This is a genomic window from Trichocoleus sp. ST-U1 (genome assembly GCF_039961835.1).
Classification (GTDB): domain Bacteria; phylum Cyanobacteriota; class Cyanobacteriia; order Cyanobacteriales; family FACHB-T130; genus FACHB-T130.
This window is the reverse complement of record NZ_JAMPJZ010000050.1, coordinates 1-18,875: the sequence shown is the minus strand read 5'-3', so window position 1 is coordinate 18,875 and position 18,875 is coordinate 1. Positions and strand designations below refer to the sequence as shown.

The window sequence follows — 18,875 nt, the reverse complement described above, 5'->3', positions numbered from 1 at the left end:
GCTTGGGAAATCGAGAAAATAGAAGATAGAGGGTTCCCAGCATTGATGCCTTTATCCTAAATTAGGAGTCTGCCAGCCGTGGTTGTACAAATATCTGATAGCACCTACGAAGTCAAGACCCAAGAAATTGCCAAACAACTGTTGGCAGCAACGAGAGAAAATCGCTCCTTTTTTGCCCAAATGCGCGACCAAATGCGCTGGGATGATAAATTACTTGCTTGGGCAATGGCCAACCCTGGTTTGCGAGTGCAGCTATTTCGCTTCATTGACTGTCTGCCTGCGCTGCACAGTAAACCGGAAGTTGCTCGCCACTTACAAGAATACTTGGCGGATGAGTCGGTTGAACTCCCGACGAGCCTGAAAGGGATGCTCAACTTTGCGTCTCCAGACTCAATGCCCGGTCAGGTAGCAGCGACAACGGTGAATACAGCAGTTGAAACCTTAGCGCATAAATATATCGCTGGGGAAAGTATTAAACAGGTTATTAAGACGGTTGAGCGATTGCGTAAGGAGAAAATGGCTTTCACCATCGACCTGTTGGGGGAAGCGGTGATTACGGAAACTGAGGCGCAGTCGTATTTAGATAGATATTTGGAATTGATGCAGCAGCTGACGGAGGCAGCGAAGACGTGGACGCGGGTTCCGGCAATTGACCAAGCAGATGGAGAAGAAATCCCCCAAATTCAAGTATCTGTCAAGCTGACAGCGTTTTATTCGCAGTTCGATCCGTTGGATGCAAAGGGAAGCGAGGAGCGAGTGAGCGATCGCATCCGGCTTCTCTTACGTCGCGCCCAAGCGTTGGGGGCTGCCGTTCACTTTGACATGGAACAGTATGCCTACAAAGATTTGACGCTCTCCATCCTCAAACAGTTGTTGATGGAAGAGGAGTTTCGGAGTCGCACGGATCTCGGGATAACGCTGCAAGCTTATCTGCGCGACAGCGAACAAGATTTGCGCGGCTTGATTGACTGGGCGAAACAGCGTGGCTATCCCCTGACAGTGCGCTTGGTAAAAGGGGCGTACTGGGATCAAGAAACGATTAAGGCGATGCAGAAAGATTGGCCGGTGCCAGTTTACAGCGATAAAACGGCAACCGATGCCAATTTTGAGAAGATGACCCAGCTGTTGCTGGAAAATCATGAGTATTTGTACGCGGCAATTGGCAGTCATAACGTGCGATCGCAAGCACGGGCGATGGCGATCGCGGAAAGTTTGAAAATTCCCCGCCGTCGCTTTGAGATGCAAGTTTTGTACGGCATGGGGGATAAGCTGGCAAAAGCGCTCGTCGATAAAGGTTATCGGGTGCGGGTGTATTGTCCTTATGGGGATTTGCTACCGGGGATGGCTTATTTGATTCGCCGGTTGCTGGAAAATACTGCCAATAGTTCGTTCTTGCGACAAAATCTGGAAGAGCGTCCGATTGAGGAATTGTTAGCGCCTCCCGTCGTAGAAAGTTCGGATTCATTCAAAGCTCAAAACTCAAAACTCCCAACTCAAAACTTGCCTTTTCACAATGCAGCGGATACGGATTATGCAGAAGCTGAGGAAAGGAAGCGATCGCAACAAGCTTTGCAAACGATGCGCGAACAGTTGGGTAAAACCTATTTACCTCTGATTGACGGTGAATATGTAAACACATCCGATCTCGTTAATTCAGTGAATCCTTCCAACCCCAGCGAGGTGGTTGGCAAAATCGGGTTGATTAGCGTAGAACAGGCAGAACAAGCGATCCAAGCCGCAAAAGCAGCATTTGCCAATTGGCGGCGGACTCCGGTGCCAGAAAGGGCTGGAGTGTTGCGGAAAGCCGCAGATTTGATGGAAAAACGCCGCGCTGAATTATCCGCGTGCATGGTATTAGAAGTTGGGAAGCCAGTGCGGGAATGCGACGGTGAAGTTTCCGAGGCGATAGACTTCTGCCGTTACTACGCCGACGAAATGGAACGGCTGGATGCTGGGCACCATTATGACATCGCCGGGGAAACCAACCGCTATAACTACCAACCACGAGGGATTTCCCTGATTATTTCCCCTTGGAATTTCCCCTTGGCGATTCCCACCGGAATGACAGTGGCGTCACTGGTGACTGGGAATTGTACGCTTCTCAAACCCGCTGAAGTTTCATCGGTGATTACAGCGAAACTCAGTGAAATTTTGGTAGAAGCAGGCATCCCTCGTGGGGTGTTCCAATACGTCCCCGGAAAAGGTTCAACGGTGGGTGCTTATATGGTGAAGCATCCCGACGTCCACATGATTACTTTCACAGGTTCTCAGGAAGTCGGTTGTCGGATTTACGCTGATGCGGCGATTTTACAACCAGGGCAAAAACACCTGAAGCGGGTGATTGCCGAAATGGGTGGCAAGAATGCGATTATCGTCGATGAAAGTGCCGATCTCGACCAAGCTGTGCAAGGTGTGGTGCAGTCCGCCTTTGGTTACAGCGGACAGAAGTGTTCGGCGTGTTCGCGGGTAATTGTTCTAGAACCCATCTATGATGCCTTTGTAGAGCGTTTGGTGGAAGCGACGCGATCGCTCAATGTTGGCCCGGCGGAGGCACCCAGCACCCAAGTTGGCCCCGTGATTGATGCAAACGCACGCGATCGCATTATGGAATATATCGAGAAAGGGCGTCAGGAAGCCAAAGTCGCGCTGGAAATGTCCGCACCCAACAATGGCTATTTTATCGGGCCGACGATTTTCTCAGAAGTCCCGCCAGAGGCAACGATTGTTCAAGAAGAAATTTTTGGTCCGGTTCTAGCCGTCATGCGGGTCAAGAATTTTGAGGAAGCGATCGCGGTTGGTAATAACACCAACTTCGCCTTGACTGGCGGTCTATATTCCCGTACACCTTCCCACATTCAACAAGCTGAAAATGAATTTGAAGTCGGCAACCTCTACATCAATCGCGGCATCACTGGCGCAATTGTAGCAAGGCAGCCCTTCGGTGGTTTCAAACTTTCTGGCGTCGGTTCTAAAGCAGGTGGCCCAGATTACTTGCTACAATTCCTCGAACCCCGCGTAGTGACAGAAAATATCCAGCGCCAAGGATTTGCTCCGATTGAAGGAGTAGATTAGAAAGGCAAAAGTAAGAAGACAAAAGTAAACAGAAAGAATTGTTTCTTTTACTTTTGTCTTTTTATTGGGGTAAGGTAATTGGGAGAAAATAATAGAGCGGTTCTCAATTTGATGCAATACAAAATGAGAAAGAAGTTAAAAGAACCTATCTGGATTCTGTGACCGATAAAGATAAAAGCACTAAGTTTAAAAATAGAAGTCTGCTAATTCTAGGAATCATTTGGCTGGTGGGGGCAGTTAGCGATCGCATTTGGTTTACGCTTGACCACTCGGTGCCAGCTTGGGATCAGGCAGATTACTTGACGGGATCGTTGAACTACTGGAGGGCTTTGCAACAACCCCAGTGGTTTTCAGGCGAGTGGTGGACGAGTTTTTGGCTGTTGACCTCCAAAGTGCCGCCTTTTACCTACATTGCGGCTGCTATCGTCCAGCATCTCTTTGGGACGGGGGCGGATCAAGCCACGCTGGTTCTGTTGCTATTCAGTGCGATGCTTTTGGGTTCGGTTTATGGTTTGGGCGTCCAGCTATTTAGCATTGAAGTCGGTTTATGGGCGGCTGGGCTGTGCCAATTGTTACCGGGGATTTATCAATATCGCCTGGATTTTCTGCTGGATTATCCGCTGACAGCGGTTGTGACGTTGAGTTTCTTTTGCTTGACGGTTTGGCGAAATTGTCGAACCGCAGAGGAACAGAGGACGCAAAGAACAAGAGAATGGGTTTGGGCGGCGGCGTTTGGGCTTTCTTTGGGGCTGGCGCTGATGGTAAAGCAGACAGCGCTGTTCTTTCTGTTGACGCCGATTTTGTGGGTGGGGTTTGGGACGATTCTTCGGCACCGGGCATGGGGACGCCTCGCGCAACTGGTTTCTGGGTTGCTGCTTTCGGTTTTGGTCTTTGGTCCTTGGTATCGCACCAATTGGCTGCTGATGCTGACAGCGGGAAAACGGGCAACCGTGGATTCAGCGATCGCGGAGGGAGATCCCGCCCTCAATACTCTAGACGCTTGGACTTACTATTGGAAAATTCTTCCTTACCATCTGTCTTGGCCTTTGTTACTCATTCCAATTGTGGGATTGCTGATTTATTCAATTAAAAAAATAAAAACTCAACAAGAGAATTCTTCAACTTTTAATTTTTCATTTCTAAATTTTGATTCAATTGCTTGGCTTGCGGTATTTTGGCTGGGAGCTTATTTACTGGGTTCGCTGAATATTAATAAAGATTCTCGCTATGTCTTGCCTTACTTGCCGGTGGTAGCGCTATTTTTGGCTTATGGCTTGACGCGCCAGACAGGACGCTGGAAACATCATATCCGTTGGGGAACCGTTGGTTTGGCGGTGCTGCTAATGTTTCTGAACCTGTTCCCCGTGGGATGGATGTTTGCCAATTTCACGCAAGTCCTCAGTCCCTATGCCCAGCATCCCGTTTATCTGGGAGAAAAATGGCCTCATCAACAAGCGATCGCCCAAATTATTCAAACCGAACCTTATCTGCGTTCCACACTAGGAGTATTACCCTCAACCGCAAAAATTAACCAGCACAATTTCAATTATTACGGTGCGTTAGAAAATTTTCAGGTGTATGGGCGTCAGGTAGGAACCCGAAAAAGGTTTGTCCCTCAAGATGCGCGATCGCTTTCCTGGTTCCTCACCAAAAGTGGCAACCAAGGATCGATTCCAGACGCGCAAGCAATCATCGTCCAAACTGTTGAACAAGGTTCGGATTTCCAGTTGCACAAAACTTGGGATTTACCCGATGACAGCGTTCTGAAACTGTATCATCGCAAAACGCCACCCATCCAAGTACAACCCCTCACAGAACCCCGCACTCAAGTCAACCTAGAACGGGTGAGTGTACCGAATCAAGCCCCACCAGGGATTCCCGTACCGATTACCTACGAATGGTCTGGTTCCTGGGAACAGTTGCAATCTGGGTTAGTGCTGCTGACTTGGCGAATAAGCGATCGCATTGTTGAAAATTCCACAGTTAACAATTCCAAAGTTGAAAATTCCAAATCTGAATGGCTGCACGATCACGGGATTGGCATGGGAGAATTGTATCCAAAAGTTCTTCCCTCTAAGCTTTCTGCGAATGGCTTTCGAGTTACCGAACAGATGGCGATGCTGCCGCCAGCAAATATATCGGCTGGAATTTACCGCCTAGAAGCGACTTACCTGAACCGGCAAACGGGTGAAACTTACCCGATACAGGTTCCCCCCGTGACACTGAAGATTGAACCCCTTGCCGCCGCCACACCCGCACCTGAATTGGATTTGCTGACTCAGTTGCGGACTCTAGCCGCTACCTTACCCCAAGGGACAGAAGCTCTAGAGTCGATATTTGAAGAAACTGGGCGCATCAACCAGTACGACCCGATTCAAGACTATCTAAATCAAACCTTAACGGCATTGGAATACCGACTGCAACGGGAACCGCAAAACCGGGATTGGGCATACACGCTGGCTTTGTCAAAGGCGCTGAAGCGACAAGTCAAAGGTGCGATCGCTGCCTTAGAACGAGTCGTTGAGATCGACTCCCAAAATCCTTACGCTTATGCCTATCTCGCCTTTGTCCATCTGTACGATTGGCATCCCGCCGCCGCCCAGAAAGCTTTGAAACCGGCTCTTGCCATCAACCCGAACTTATCCGAACTTCAAGCCCTGAATGGCGTAGCAACGCTTCTGCAAGGCAATCTTGTCAAAGCTTGGCAAATTCTGAAAGAATTAAAAATTCCGAATTAGAAACAAAATTCTTGCTTTTGCCTTTTACTTTTTGCCTTCTTCAGAGATGTTTCATCAAAATTAGCTCCAACTGAGGAATGCCTATCGGCTTGCTGAGATAATCATTAGCACCAGCCTCTAGAAAACGGTCTCGATCTTCTGCCATTGTATTTACCGTCACCATTACCACTGGCAGTCTTTCCAGTTCCGGCTGCTGTTTTAAGTCTTTTAGTAAATCTAACCCGCTGTATCCACCGGGTAAATTTACATCCAACAAAATCAGATCGGGCTGGAAGTTTCGCACCCGCTGGAGGAAATCCGTCCCATCAAGCAAATGTTCGACGGTATGACCTACGACTTGGAGATAGTCTTGCAACAGCAACCCACTATTTTCATCGTCTTCCACAATTAGAATTCGTCCTTTGCCAGGGAGAGAAAAAGGGTTGGCGGCGGCTTTTAACTCGCCTTTTAACTCGCCATTGTTAAGTCCAGAAGACAATGAAGAAGAATCGCCCCCCTCGCTTGGAAACTGATAGATGGAGACTGATTCATTGCTCATATCGGGCAGATATAGAGTAAACTCACTGCCTTTTCCTAGGGTTGAGGAAACCGTCACATCTCCACCATGAAGTCGGGCTAAACTGCGAGTCAGTGACAACCCCAAACCAGTGCCAGCAAACTGCCGGTTCAGTCCGCTGTCCAATTGGCGAAATGGCTCAAATAATAATGACAGCTTCTCAGGGGCAATACCAATGCCCGTATCCGCTACGGTAAACGCAATGCATCCAGGCTGCTTTTGCACAATTAGGGAAACTTGACCCGATGGTGTGAACTTAATTGCATTCGATAGCAGATTCAATAACATCTGCTTTAGACGTCGTTCATCGGCGACACAAACATCAATTTCTGGGTCAATTTGACTGGTGAGTTGTAGCCCTCGTTCGTAGGCTTGTTCCCTCATAATTGTAACGATGTATTCGCACAAATTCGGCACGATAATTGGCATCGGGCAGAGTTTCTCTTTGCCTGCTTCGACCTTAGAAAGGTCAAGAATATCGTTAATCAGCGATAGGAGATGTTCGCCACTGTTATTAATGCAGGTGACATACTCTTTCTGTTTCTCATTGATTGTGCCAAAAATTTCTTGCCGCAGGATGTGAGAGAGTCCTAAGATGGCGTTAAGGGGCGTTCGGAGTTCGTGGCTCATGGTGGCAAGGAATTCACTTTTTGCTCGACTTCCCGCTTCTGCCGCTTCCTTTGCTTCCCGCAGTTCGATTTCTTTGTTCATGCGATCGCTAATGTCATACACGACCGCTTGCAGCACTTTTCGGTTGTCCAGCTCGATTGCCGTTAGCATCACCTCTGCCGGAAAATCTTTACCATCCAACGTCCGATGAATCCAATCAAAGCGACAGTTGCCTTCTGTTAGGGCAGTGGTAATGCGATCGCAAGCTAGAGTCAGGGAACTTTGACCATCGGGCTGAGTTGGTGGTGAGAATGTGCTGGGATGTTTGCCGCAAAACTCCTCCAAGCCATTACAGCCAAATAGGTGTAGGGTTGCACTGTTGCAATTGAAAATTTCTTGTTCATCCAACAGCATCACCGCCGCGCTGGTCGATTCATAGAGCGTTCGGAATTTGGTTTCCGATTCTTGCAGTGCCTTTTCTGCTTGTTTGCGCTCGGTAATGTCTCGCGTCGTATTGACCGCCAGCAGGACTTTCCCCCTGTCATCGCGGATTGCCGCCCCATTGATACTCACCCACTTGCGCTCTCCATTGAGACCGTGTACCACCAGCTCCTGATCGGTAAAAACTTCCCCTTGAAGTGCCCTTGTTAGGGGTAACTCCGACCGACGAGGGCGGGAACCATCTGGGTTACGGACTTTTAATTTAGTTAAAAAATTCTTGACGTGAGGCATAGAGCCTGGAGCGGAGGTAGGTGTAACACCATTCCCGACCAAACCATATATCTGCAATGCCGCCCGATTTAACAGCACGATTTGACCATCGGGTTGAGTAACAGTAATTCCCTCTTGAATAGAATCAAGAATGGCTTCCAGCAGTGTTTTTTCTTGAGCGAGTTGCTGAGTGCGCTCCTGAACCAGGCTTTCTAGCTGTTCAAGCTCGTGGGCATTGTAGAGTGCGATCGCTGTCTGTCCAGCTAACTGTTGCAGCAGTTGGATTTCCCATTCTAAGAACGGCGGACGCGGCTTGATCGAGCCGACGACTAGATAGCCGTAGAATTGCTCTCTTACGAAGATAGGAGCCAAGAGCATCGTACTTGGTCTCGTTTCCGCGCAAAGCGCTTGATAGGCTGGGGTCAACCAAAAGTCAGTAGTGTTTGCGATCGCTACCGGACGGTTTTCGAGCAACTCACTTCGCACCGTTTCCCAGCCTTCTACGGACAGGGTTGTCCCTTGTAGGGGCGATTGAGAAATCGGCTTTACGGCATCTGATAAATGGGGCCAATACTCCGCTTCAATGTAAACTCGGTTTGATTCCGACAAGTCTCGGACTACCATGCAGAAATCGCAGCTCATCGGGACTGCCGTCTGTCGGACAATTTCATCAACGACTGATTTTGGATCGAGATTAGAATTTAAGGCAGTCGTGATGCGGTTTACTAAGGCTTCTCGCTCCAGTTGTTGCTGCAAGGCTCGCTGGGTTTGTTGGAGTCGTATCTGCATCCGCTGACGCTCAATGGCATATCGCACGGTGCGGAGCAGCAGATGGCTGTCGGCATGACCTTTGACGAGATAGTCTTGCGCTCCTTCTTGTACAGCAGAAAGTGCGATCGCTTCATCGGCTAGCCCCGACATCACCACAATCGGCACCTCTGGTACAGCATTGCAGACTCGTCTGACGGTTTCTAAACCCTGAGCATCTGGCAGCGATAAATCTAACAAAATCACCCCGATCGATAGTGGGAGGCGATCGCCTTTCAGCTCAAAAGGTTGCTGGTTCGCTGGTTGGTTAAACCTTTCAATCTTCAACTTCTGAACGTTCAACCCTTCTGAACTGACGAGGCAATCCAGGGCTTCTGTGAGCGTTTGAACGTGGATCAGCGTTATCTGGGGAGCATTGACTTCCCGCAGCAGTTCCCGCACGAGACGGGCATCGCCAGGGTTATCCTCCACAAGCAATACGGCGATCGGTTCAGTCTGCATGGGTTGCACTCCAATTCTTTTACTGGAGGGTCTTCTTCCAGCATTTCCCCTCTCTTTCGGCAGCGTTACCATCTTTATGAGCTAAAACTTCCAGGATTACTTTGAAAATTCTTAGGAACCAATCCACCTCTACTGGCTTGGTAATGTAATTGAGATGCTATGTATTGTAAATATTTTAATCTTTCATCAATGTTATCGGGATTACTTGCGGAGTCCCTCCAGTGTGCTGGTTTGGCTTGTTTTTTGCCCACACTCGATCAATATTTTTTTAGAATTCGTATCTACAAGCATGATGTCTGACCCTACCTACAGGGTGAATTTACTATACTTCGCCCCCTGAAATGCCACGTCTGAGAAGTTGGTTATGGCATCATCCCTCTGTACAGGCTTTCCGATTCGGGCGGCAATTTCTTAGGATTGGCGACAGTATCTTCTTGACCGAATAAATAACTCCTCGTAGTTGCTGATACGACTTTTAAAAAAATCTAAATCTTTAAAGATTGTAAAGCTAATGGCTGGTCATTTTTTTGCTTGAATAATTGCTAAAATTTATTTTTTTAAGAATTTCTAAATAAAAATAGATTTTATATGTCTAATTTTTTTATTGAATTTTAAATTAGTGATATAGTAGCAATCTCATTTGAGCTGTAAGATGCTAGCAGTTCAGATACCTGACTTCTTAGAGAAGTCGGGTATCTCGCCCTTAGAAACCATTTAGGCTGGCTATATATATTATTAAATTAAAAGAATTTTAGTTGACAAATGCACCTAAGCTAGGTTTATTTTTTAGCTAAAAAATAGTAATTTATCCTATATCTGAAGACTGATTTCTGATGAGGGATGTAATCAGAACTGGGATAGATGTGTAATAGAAAATATAAAACTTCCTTAAAAGGGAAACAATAATTATGACTTGGTTAGAAAGGCAATTTGGACCACAGAATACCAGCACAGAAGGAGACAGCAAACATGACGCGCAAGCTGTCGAAGAACAAATGAGTCCAGGACTTACGGGTGAGTATGATTGGGAGTTGCGTGAGAAGGCTGGGATGCATAAACCTCCAACATTGCCAGAATACATGGGCTTTGAGGGGGAATACGATGCTAACGGATTAGCTAAGCGCGTTGCTGCTGCATTTGATCAAGAGCCGAACCTCAAAAATATTGACACTCTTGAAATCGCTCAAGACGGTGGCACGATTATCCTCACGGGTTCTGTACCCGATCAATCAATTTTGAGCCATGTCGAAGCGGTTGCTGCCAAAGTAGATGGCACCAAAGCAGTAGACCTTCACCAAGTGGAAATTAAAACCCACGAAGGTTCCGTCCGATAAAATTAGAAAGGTCTGCTGTTAGTGGGAGATAAAGATTGGCTCAGCTGCAACGATTAGCGATCGCTCCCTCTCAATTTCAAAACCAGCAAATTATCCTGACTGCCGAACAACAGCATTACCTCAGTCGGGTGTTGCGGTTGCGGGAGGGCGATCGCTTTATCGCAATGGATGGACAAGGGCACTGGTGGCTGGCGAAGCTGGAGGCGAATCAGGGGCAGCTTCTAGAGCCGATTTCCGTCCAAACTGAGTTGCCCTGCTCGATAACGCTAATGCTTGCGTTGCCAAAAAACGGCTTTGATGAAGTGGTGCGCTACAGTACCGAACTAGGGGTGGTAGCGATCGCGCCCGTCGTGAGCGATCGCACCCTGCTCAATCCCAGCCCCCAAAAACTCGAACGCTGGCGGCGAATTGCCCAAGAAGCCGCTGAACAGTCAGAACGTCAAATCGTTCCCACAATTTTAGAACCCGTTTCCTTTTCGGCTGCTTTGTCTTCACTCAAGATTAATTCTTCTTCGACAAGGGACAAGAATTATATCTGCGTTGCTCGTGGAGATTCTCCTCATTTACTCGATTGCTTGATTCATCTCTTGCCGCAAGAGGCTTCTCCCCCAGCCCCTCTCCTACAAGGGGAGGGGGCTGGGGAGTCAGGTTTTTCAGGTACAGCAGATGAACTGAAGAATCCAGGGCAAGGAACGATTGTCATCGCCATCGGGCCAGAGGGAGGCTGGACACCCGCAGAAGTCGAACAAGCGATCGCTTCTGACTTCCAACCCGTTTCTCTAGGGCGTCGTATCCTGCGATCTATTACCGCCCCAATGGTCGCCTTATCTCTGGTAGCTGCGGCATGGGAATCCGAAATTAGAGAGATTTAAGGGACTGCTCAATGCACAATTAGAAATGAAGGATGCTTCAATTGCTAATTTTTAATTGTTAATTTTTTAATTACTGTAATGCTTGAACAACTTGCGGAAGCTTTCGAGCGCAAAGACTATAAAACCGTTGCCTGGTTACTCAACCATCTGGTAAAACAGATGCCGCAAAATCCCTTAGTACAGTTTTATGTGGGACGGCTGTACGAAGAAACAGGCAAGTTGGAGGCGGCAGAAAATGCCTATCGGCAACTGCTACGGGAAACCACCAATCCCAAGATTATGACTCAAGCTCGTCAAGGATTGGGACGTATAGAAGCGATCGCCCAACAAAAAAGACGAGACGCGATCGCTCAAGCCACCGCCGCCCCAGAAGACACAGAAGCAGGCGTCTTAGTTCTAGAAGCCGTTAGCGCTGAAAAGAAACAGGTCGCCGCCCAACAGTTAGCTCGAATCGTGCAGATAGACCCTTACACCGCACGGCTACAACTTCCCAGTCGCGGCTGGCGGTTGTACCGAACTGGTCCGGTAGGAGAACTGCGATTCTACAGTCAACAGATGCAGCAAGCCGAAATTCCCAACTTCTGGGCAAACCTTGCAGATGTTCGGAAACTTAACGTTTTTCGCGTCAGCCATTTCCTTTCGGCTTCCCCACCTAGCGTCGTTTGCGAGAACGAACACGGTCAGACAGGTTCCCTGACCTTCAACTGGTCAGAAGTCAGACAACAAGTGCAAGGACTCTTACCAATCTTTGGCGAAGTCATCGACCAAGATGCTCGTCGCCAACTGCAATGGAAAACTCAAACCCAAGACTATGCCCAATTGATCGACTTGCATCTTCCTTCCAGACACAGTATTCTTCGCCTTTGCGATAGCAACTACCAGTTTGGGCAAGGGATTTCTTTCAATGCACAGCCGACTCAAGCCAATCAGGCTACCAACCGCAGTCACTGGAACAATTTACTTCATTTTCTAGAAGGACATTTGCCCCAGACGCCGATTTGGGCAGATTTTACAGATTTTGCTCAAACTGCCCTAGATCGCACAGAAATTCTAAAAAGTCTCAAATCTCATATCGACTTATTTCGGCGTGAAGAAACCCTCTGGGACCCAGCTTTCCAACTGTACAGTGGGCTGGTTTTCCTCAGAGGGTCAAAGAATTAAAAAGCAAATCAAAAATTAGACAACAAGCCTGCTAATTTTTAATTTTTAATTATTTTTTCACCTGACGCGCCATGTCCATGAAGTTGCTCATGCTGGGACCGGGACGCCGACGAGTATTAGAGCTAGAAATTGGATTCAAGTATTTCGGAGCAAACGTGGTATCGGATTGGCTTTGACCCTTGCCGTTAATTGGTGCTGCTGGTTTCTCAGCAACTACTGCCTCAACACCTTCAGCCGTCTGAATTAGCTCTACTGGGGGTCTTTGAGCAATTTCTTTCGGTTCTGAGACTTCTTTAGAGTTTGATGAATTCTTGGATGCAGCCCCTACAAGTTCTGGGGTTGCTTGAGGCTTCGATGAATCTTTTTGTCCATTAGACGCAGATTTAGAAGCGGATGCAGATGCCTTCGCGGGTTCCGGCTTCTTCGATTCTGATGTTTGGGCTTTGACTGGTTCTGGCTTCTTCTGGCTCTCTTGTGCCGCTGGTTTTGCGTCTTTGGACTCTTCTAGCTCCATGTAGTATCCACCAGACTTCTTACGAGGAAGAGCAGCAGCCTCGTTTCCTTCAGATTTCTTAGAGCCAAAAATTCCACCAATGAAAGCGGTAATGCCGCCCAACAATTTTTTGATAAAACCAAACATTTAGTATTACTCCTGAGATTTAAATGACGATGTTGACTGATTCCCGAAACATTGGAGCAAGCTATTCTATTTTTGATGCAAGACTGGTATCGCCAAGGATAAGCTCAACTGCTCAGCTCAGAAAGCAGCCGCTTTACAATATGGACAAAGCGTTTCTACCGTTGCAATTTGCGATCCAGATCGGATTATGAAGTTTTACGGCGGACAAACGCAAGATTCCCAGATAGTTCTTTACAAAAATTTACAAATTTTGTTTTAGTAAGTACAGTTACCCAGCCAGTTAGCTCTGGAAAACGCTCTTTTGTTGCAAGAATTTACATTAATCTCAGATTTTAAGCCACAGCCACTCGACAGGCTGTCCTAAACCAACCCCAGCCGCGATCGCTCGTGTCTAAGCTGGGATTATATGAGATTAATTCCTGGCAAAATGAACAGTGCCCCTAAGCGCAATCCTGTATTGCTAATTCACGGCATCAACGATACGGCTGCTGTATTCCATAAAATGGCTCCTTACCTGGCACAGCAAGGCTGGTCTGTATATGACCTCAGCCTCACCCCCAATAATGGTGCGATGGGTCTGGACTCTCTAGCACAGCAGGTTGCTGATTACGTTGCCAAGACCTTTGCACCCGACCAACCATTTGATTTGGTCGGCTTCAGTATGGGAGGCATCGTTAGCCGCTACTACGTGCAGCGACTAGGGGGCATTAACCGGGTGCAGCGTTTTATTACCATATCAGCACCCAACCACGGAACGTGGGCGGGCTACTTTCACAATGGGATTGGCTGCGTTCAGATGCGCCCTGATAGCGCTTTTCTACAAGATTTGAATCGGGATGTGGCGATGCTGGAACAGGTGAATTTCACCTCGATCTGGACGCCTTTTGATTTAATCATTCTGCCACCGAATAGTTCGGAAATGCCCGTCGGTCAAAATCTACAGGTGCCAGTATTGCTGCACCCGTGGATGATTACAGATGCTAAGGGGGTTAAGGCTGTGGAGAAGGCACTTTTAGAACCACTGAAGCACGATCGCGTAGCGTCTCCTAATGGGAATCGCCAATCTCGGCATACTCCCGAACCCCGAAAATTGCCTCGGCATGAGAGTAATATTTGAACTCCATCAGGTTATAAAACGGATCTTCGAGGAAGAAGGTGCAATGTTCGGTGAGTTGACCGGGAAAGCGATGTTTCGGCTGCTGATAAAAGTGCAACCGTCGCTGTTGTGCCCGTTCTAGCAAGCTTTCCCAGTCAGCAATTGATGTAAAAACCAGCCCAAAGTGTCTGGGATAAATCCCTCGTTGCGGGATAATCGGTTCTTTGCTAACGTGACCTACCAGCTGATGACCGTAGAGATTCAGAATTAAGGCATCGCGGGTTTCACGCCCAACTTGGCAGCCGAGTCCATCAGCGTAGTAGGCTTTCGCTTGGGCAACATCGGAGATGGGAAAAGCAAGATGAAAGATGGTTGGGTTCATCGGTAATATTCTGAGTGCTGTGCTTTTGCGGCGCTTTACTTGCAAGCGAAGATCAAGGGTGATATCGCTATATAGATATATCCTTCACTTGCGGTTCCTTTTTGCGCCTCTCTCACGGGCGAGAGTATTGTGAAAGAGTGTTATGAATTCAAGATTTTTACAGATGCTCTCTACCATTAATTCTTTCAATCCCTGGTTAGTTGCAGTGGGATTGAATACAGTTTTGTTAGCGATCGCCTATTTCGCCCCTAAAAAGTTACTGACCCCCGCCGGATTCCTCCACGCTTGGGCGCTGGGCGTCATTATCTGGGGTACCCTCGGCTGGCAAGGATATTTAGTCGTGATGTTCTATTTTCTCGTAGGTTCTGCCGTCACGCGCATCGGCATGGCTCAAAAAGAAGCCGAGGGAATCGCCGAGAAACGGTCTGGGGCGCGGGGACCAGAGAATGTCTGGGGTTCCGCCCTCACGGGCACTCTATGCGCCTTAGGAACGCTACTGGTGAGTTATTTAGGGCAACCTCAATGGGTGCCTTTCTTACTGCTGGGCTATGTAGCCAGCTTTAGCACTAAGCTTTCAGATACCTGCGCCAGTGAAGTCGGGAAAGCTTATGGTAAACGGACGTTTTTGATTACGACCTTACAACCTGTCGCTAGGGGAACAGAAGGGGCAGTTTCTTTAGAGGGAACAATCGCTGGAGTGGTGGCATCGGTTGCGATCGCTTGTGTTGGCTGGGGCGTTGGTGCGATCGATCTCATCGGGGTGGTTTGGTGCATAGTAGCAGCGTTTATTGCGACCAATTTGGAAAGTGTCATTGGTGCTACGCTGCAATCTCGCTACGATTGGCTTACCAACGAAGTAGTGAATTTTCTCAATACCTTAATCGGCGCGATCGCTGCATTTTTGTTTGCCTTAGCATGGCACTCGTTTAGTCTGACTACTGTGGGGATTGCTTGAAACAGGATGATTTTAAGTAGTCTTTAACTGGATGGCTGCTGACGTTGATAAAGCGACCAATACAGCCCTTTTTTTTGCATCAATTCTAGATGAGTTCCTTGTTCCATTAGTACCCCTTGCTCCAATACCAAAATCAAATCTGCCCGTTTGAGCGGCTCAAATCTGTGGGCAATCATAAAAACGGTACGGTTTTGGGAAATCGCTTGTAAATTTTGTAAAACTTGCTGCTCTGTTTCGCTATCTAAGGCGCTAGTCGCTTCGTCGAGAATTAAAATAGGAGCTTGAGATAAGAATAAACGAGCTAAAGCAATTCGCTGACGCTGACCGCCAGATAAAGCAGTGCCTCGTTCTCCAACGTTATTCTCATAACCGTGGGCTAGTTCGCTGATAAAATCATCGGCAACGGCTAATCGTGCGGCTTCTACAACTTGCTCGGTGGTAATCTCTGAATTGCCTAAAGTAATATTTTCCAAGATGGAACCGTTAAAAAGAAAATCTTCTTGGAGAACTACACTAATTTGTTGGCGCAAGGATGCTAAATCAGCACTTTTAATATCAAATCTATCAATGAGAATCCGCCCTGATTCAATTGGATAAAGTCGTTGCAAAAGCTTGGAAAGGGTACTTTTACCAGAGCCACTTCGCCCGACAATGCCGACAAACATTCCCGGTTGAACGGTGAAGGTAATTCCTCGCAAGATTAGTTCTTGATTGGATTGATAGCGGAAGAAAACCCGATCGAAGCTAACTTTACCTTTGAGAGGCGGGAGAACTAAACCCGATCCGGGTTCCGCTTCCGGGGCAACGTTGAGAATATCTCCAATGCGGTCTACAGAAAGTAAAACTTGCTGGAGATTTTGCCACAATTGCACTAACCGTAAAAGTGGCCCAGTCATTCTTCCCGCCAGCATTTGAAAAGCAACTAGCTGACCAATTGTGAGCTGATGGTTGATGACTAGCGCGGCTCCAAACCAGAGAATGAGTAAGTTGGAAAAATTAGTGAGAAAGTCACCAATATTGTTACTGATATTAGAGGTGGTAGAAGCTTTAAAGCCGGTGCGAATGAAGCGGGCAAATAAACCTTCCCAGCGATCGCGTGCGGTTCCTTCGGCTGCATGAGCCTTCACTGCATGGATTCCCGTCACCGTCTCTACAAGAAACGATTGACTATCCGCACTGCGGTTAAAGGTTTCATTCAGCCAGTTTCGGAGAATTGGCGTCGCCACCAATGTCAACATTGCAAATAGCGGAATCACTGCCAAGGCAACGAAGGTAAGCTTGACATTGTAGTAAAACATCAGCGCCAGGTAGACAACGGCAAAGATGCTATCTAAGATGACAGTTAACGCCGTTCCAGTGAGAAATTGGCGAATATTTTCCAGTTCTTGTACTCGCGCTACCGTATCTCCAACGCGGCGAGACTCAAAATAAGCCAAAGGTAGCCGCATCAAGTGGCGAAATAATTGAGCGGATAAACTAAGGTCTAGGCGTCGTGCAGTATGGGTAAAGATGAATAGCCGCAAGATGCCTAGAATCGCCTCAAAGATAGCAACGCCCAAAAGCGCGATCGCCATCACATCCAAAGTCGGCAGGCTTTCCTGCACCATCACCTTGTCAATAATTACCTGAGTAATGATTGGCGTTGCTAAACCCAACAGCTGCAAGGTGAAAGACGCAACCAGGACTTCCCCCAATAAACCCCGGTAACGCCAAACTGCCGGTAAAAACCAAGTAAGGTTAAATTTGTCTTGTCGCTGAATTAGTTCAACTTGCCACAGTTGCCCATCCCAAGCAGCTTCAAGTAAAGCAAGAGGAATATTTTCGCAAGTTTGGCTGGGGTTGAGGGGGTTAGCAATGATGACGCGATCGCCTTTTACCTCGTATACCACTACCCAATGTTCCTGGTTCCAATGCAACAAAGCCGGAAAAGATAGCTGCTGCAATTCGCGCCCAGATACTACCAAGCGTCGCAGATGTAGCCCTATTTTCTCACTGGCTTCTACAAGCTGTTTCGGGCGTTGTCCCCGGAACTGACGTTGTATCCACTCTAAAGAAGCTGGATTTTGTAAGTATTGCGCCACCATTGTTAAGCAAGCAGCCGCTGAGTTAAGGCTAGAAATAAACGGATAATTACTTACAGGTATCCTCGTTTCGGTTTCTATCGTTGCCTCTTCGCCGCTAGATTTCACGCCGCTAGATTGCTGCCAAAAGCTATCGATTTCTGGAGATGAAGCTTCGTTCCATAACGCCGTATCCCAACGCACTACCACAACTTCTTTGCTAGAGGCGATCGCTTTAAATCCCAGGAATTGCTGCAAGTCGCCGAACCAATCTCCCGCCTCTAAAGTTGCCAGCGGTTTCGCTACTCCTTCTTCCCGCAAACGCACCTTTCCAGACACAATTAAAAACTGGTTGCCCGGACAATCTTTAGACCAAATTTTTTCCCCTAACCTGTAGGAACAGATTTCGGCTTGCGTTTGGAATTTTGCTTGCTGTTCGGATGTCAGCAAGCTCAGAGGTGGAATATTCCAAGGCAAATTCCTAGCGATTTCAACACTACTCAACTGATTTGCAGTTTGACCGTTAAGGTTTGAATTTTCTGTGCTAGCCATTGCTCAAAAAGTTCATTTTGTAGTGCTTCCTTTAGCTGATTATCTTCTAACGAAGCTGGCAGGAATTGCTCAACACGAAATAAAGCCCAACGATTTTCCAGTTTTAATGGCTCTAATAACCGTCCTGGACTCGCGGTATCAATCGCGGCTCGGATTTGGTCTGGTAGCGTTCCTCGACTGACTGGCCCCATCATGCCATTTACAATTCGATCGTCTGTGAGAGAATACTCTTGCGCTAATTGTTCAAAGCTGGCTCCCTCTTCAATTTGGCTATATAATTCTTCAGCTAATTCTTGTTGGGCTACCACAAGACGAGAGAGTACAACTCGATCCAGAAGTAGCTTGCGTTCAATGAAATATTCTTTCAGTTTCGGCTCTGCAATCTGAGCTTTGAGCTTGGTTAACTGAAAACCAGATTTTACCTGATTGTGGAAGGTTTCGTAGTCGATTCTGTTACGAACTAGCCATTCTTGAAAACTCTTGGGATCTGCTAGATTTCGTTGTAAGCGAAAATCAATCACTGCTTGCTCAATAGCCGCCAAGCTAATCTCTAGATTAAGTGCTTGTAGTTGTTGTTCTATAACATACTGTCGGAGAATCTCTCCGACAAAAGAAGTAAGTTTACCAGACAATTGCAGATATTTTAGAGCTTGTTCAAGGGAAATTGATTGGTCATTTACGAGCAGAAACGGTACAGATTCCATAATATAAAGAATTGAGGGAATGTTTGTATTTTCTAAAATTATGAGTAATTATAAGTGCTTATGTAAAATAAATTACACATAATAAAAAGTAGAATAAGCTAAAACAAAAGTCAAGAAAACAAGAGACTTATGAGATTTATTAGAGATTTAAGCCGAGAAACTCA

12 protein-coding genes are annotated in these 18,875 nt (G+C 47.2%); 7 read left to right on the top strand and 5 right to left on the bottom strand.

Annotated features, from left to right (window positions below):
- The first annotated feature begins 78 nt into the window (after positions 1-78).
- Positions 79-3,072 carry an L-glutamate gamma-semialdehyde dehydrogenase gene (gene pruA / locus NDA06_RS17355; RefSeq protein WP_190986324.1) on the top strand — a complete coding sequence of 998 codons (2,994 nt, stop codon included), beginning with the start codon at positions 79-81 and terminating at the stop codon, positions 3,070-3,072.
- Between the two features lie 158 nt (positions 3,073-3,230).
- Positions 3,231-5,810: a glycosyltransferase family 39 protein gene (locus NDA06_RS17350; protein WP_190986323.1), complete on the top strand. Its 2,580-nt coding sequence runs from the start codon at positions 3,231-3,233 to the stop codon at positions 5,808-5,810.
- Between the two features lie 40 nt (positions 5,811-5,850).
- Here NDA06_RS17350 and NDA06_RS17345 read toward each other — a convergent pair whose 3' ends face one another.
- Entirely contained in the window at positions 5,851-8,955 is a 3,105-nt protein-coding gene (locus tag NDA06_RS17345; protein WP_190986322.1) for a response regulator, read from the bottom strand.
- 908 nt (positions 8,956-9,863) lie between these two features.
- On the opposite strand from NDA06_RS17345, the gene NDA06_RS17340 reads away from it, so the two are divergent.
- The 3 genes from NDA06_RS17340 to NDA06_RS17330 all read left to right on the top strand — a co-directional run bounded on the left by NDA06_RS17340 (position 9,864) and on the right by NDA06_RS17330 (position 12,322).
- Positions 9,864-10,289 carry a BON domain-containing protein gene (locus tag NDA06_RS17340; RefSeq protein WP_190536244.1) on the top strand — a complete coding sequence of 142 codons (426 nt, stop codon included), beginning with the start codon at positions 9,864-9,866 and terminating at the stop codon, positions 10,287-10,289.
- A 35-nt stretch (positions 10,290-10,324) separates the two neighbouring features.
- A complete protein-coding gene (locus NDA06_RS17335; RefSeq protein ID WP_190986321.1) occupies positions 10,325-11,161 on the top strand; it encodes an RsmE family RNA methyltransferase in 837 nt (278 codons plus the stop codon).
- 78 nt (positions 11,162-11,239) lie between these two features.
- Positions 11,240-12,322 carry a tetratricopeptide repeat protein gene (locus NDA06_RS17330; protein WP_190986320.1) on the top strand — a complete coding sequence of 361 codons (1,083 nt, stop codon included), beginning with the start codon at positions 11,240-11,242 and terminating at the stop codon, positions 12,320-12,322.
- A 49-nt stretch (positions 12,323-12,371) separates the two neighbouring features.
- Here NDA06_RS17330 and NDA06_RS17325 read toward each other — a convergent pair whose 3' ends face one another.
- On the bottom strand, positions 12,372-12,962 hold the full coding sequence (locus NDA06_RS17325; RefSeq protein ID WP_190412739.1) for a hypothetical protein: 591 nt from the start codon (positions 12,960-12,962) through the stop codon (positions 12,372-12,374).
- Between the two features lie 427 nt (positions 12,963-13,389).
- On the opposite strand from NDA06_RS17325, the gene NDA06_RS17320 reads away from it, so the two are divergent.
- A complete protein-coding gene (locus NDA06_RS17320; protein ID WP_190527900.1) occupies positions 13,390-14,079 on the top strand; it encodes a triacylglycerol lipase in 690 nt (229 codons plus the stop codon).
- Here NDA06_RS17320 and NDA06_RS17315 read toward each other — a convergent pair.
- A complete protein-coding gene (locus NDA06_RS17315) occupies positions 14,009-14,440 on the bottom strand; it encodes a VOC family protein (RefSeq protein WP_190430473.1) in 432 nt (143 codons plus the stop codon). The two genes, NDA06_RS17320 and NDA06_RS17315, sit on opposite strands and share 71 nt — an antisense overlap.
- A 163-nt stretch (positions 14,441-14,603) precedes the next feature.
- Here NDA06_RS17315 and NDA06_RS17310 point away from each other — a divergent pair, with 163 nt between their 5' ends.
- The gene (locus NDA06_RS17310; RefSeq protein WP_190986331.1) at positions 14,604-15,395 is read left to right on the top strand and encodes a TIGR00297 family protein; all 792 of its coding nucleotides are present in this window, start codon (positions 14,604-14,606) and stop codon (positions 15,393-15,395) included.
- Positions 15,396-15,418: 23 nt separating this feature from the next.
- Here NDA06_RS17310 and NDA06_RS17305 read toward each other — a convergent pair whose 3' ends face one another.
- Positions 15,419-18,007 carry a peptidase domain-containing ABC transporter gene (locus NDA06_RS17305; RefSeq protein ID WP_190986319.1) on the bottom strand — a complete coding sequence of 863 codons (2,589 nt, stop codon included), beginning with the start codon at positions 18,005-18,007 and terminating at the stop codon, positions 15,419-15,421.
- Complete coding sequence (locus NDA06_RS17300) at positions 17,956-18,711, bottom strand: peptidylprolyl isomerase (RefSeq protein ID WP_190986318.1); 756 nt, start codon at positions 18,709-18,711, stop codon at positions 17,956-17,958. Before NDA06_RS17300 ends, NDA06_RS17305 begins: the two co-directional genes overlap by 52 nt.
- Between the last annotated feature and the right edge of the window lie 164 nt (positions 18,712-18,875).

What these genes read in the sequence shown, in the direction of transcription:
- NDA06_RS17345 (WP_190986322.1), bottom strand. Translation starts at nt 8,955, where the DNA reads ATGCAGACTGAACCGATCGCCGTATTGCTTGTGGAGGATAACCCTGGC.
- NDA06_RS17340 (WP_190536244.1), top strand. Translation starts at nt 9,864, where the DNA reads ATGACTTGGTTAGAAAGGCAATTTGGACCACAGAATACCAGCACAGAA.
- NDA06_RS17330 (WP_190986320.1), top strand. Translation starts at nt 11,240, where the DNA reads ATGCTTGAACAACTTGCGGAAGCTTTCGAGCGCAAAGACTATAAAACC.
- NDA06_RS17325 (WP_190412739.1), bottom strand. Translation starts at nt 12,962, where the DNA reads ATGTTTGGTTTTATCAAAAAATTGTTGGGCGGCATTACCGCTTTCATT.
- NDA06_RS17320 (WP_190527900.1), top strand. Translation starts at nt 13,390, where the DNA reads ATGAACAGTGCCCCTAAGCGCAATCCTGTATTGCTAATTCACGGCATC.
- NDA06_RS17315 (WP_190430473.1), bottom strand. Translation starts at nt 14,440, where the DNA reads ATGAACCCAACCATCTTTCATCTTGCTTTTCCCATCTCCGATGTTGCC.
- NDA06_RS17310 (WP_190986331.1), top strand. Translation starts at nt 14,604, where the DNA reads ATGCTCTCTACCATTAATTCTTTCAATCCCTGGTTAGTTGCAGTGGGA.
- NDA06_RS17305 (WP_190986319.1), bottom strand. Translation starts at nt 18,007, where the DNA reads ATGGCTAGCACAGAAAATTCAAACCTTAACGGTCAAACTGCAAATCAG.
- NDA06_RS17300 (WP_190986318.1), bottom strand. Translation starts at nt 18,711, where the DNA reads ATGGAATCTGTACCGTTTCTGCTCGTAAATGACCAATCAATTTCCCTT.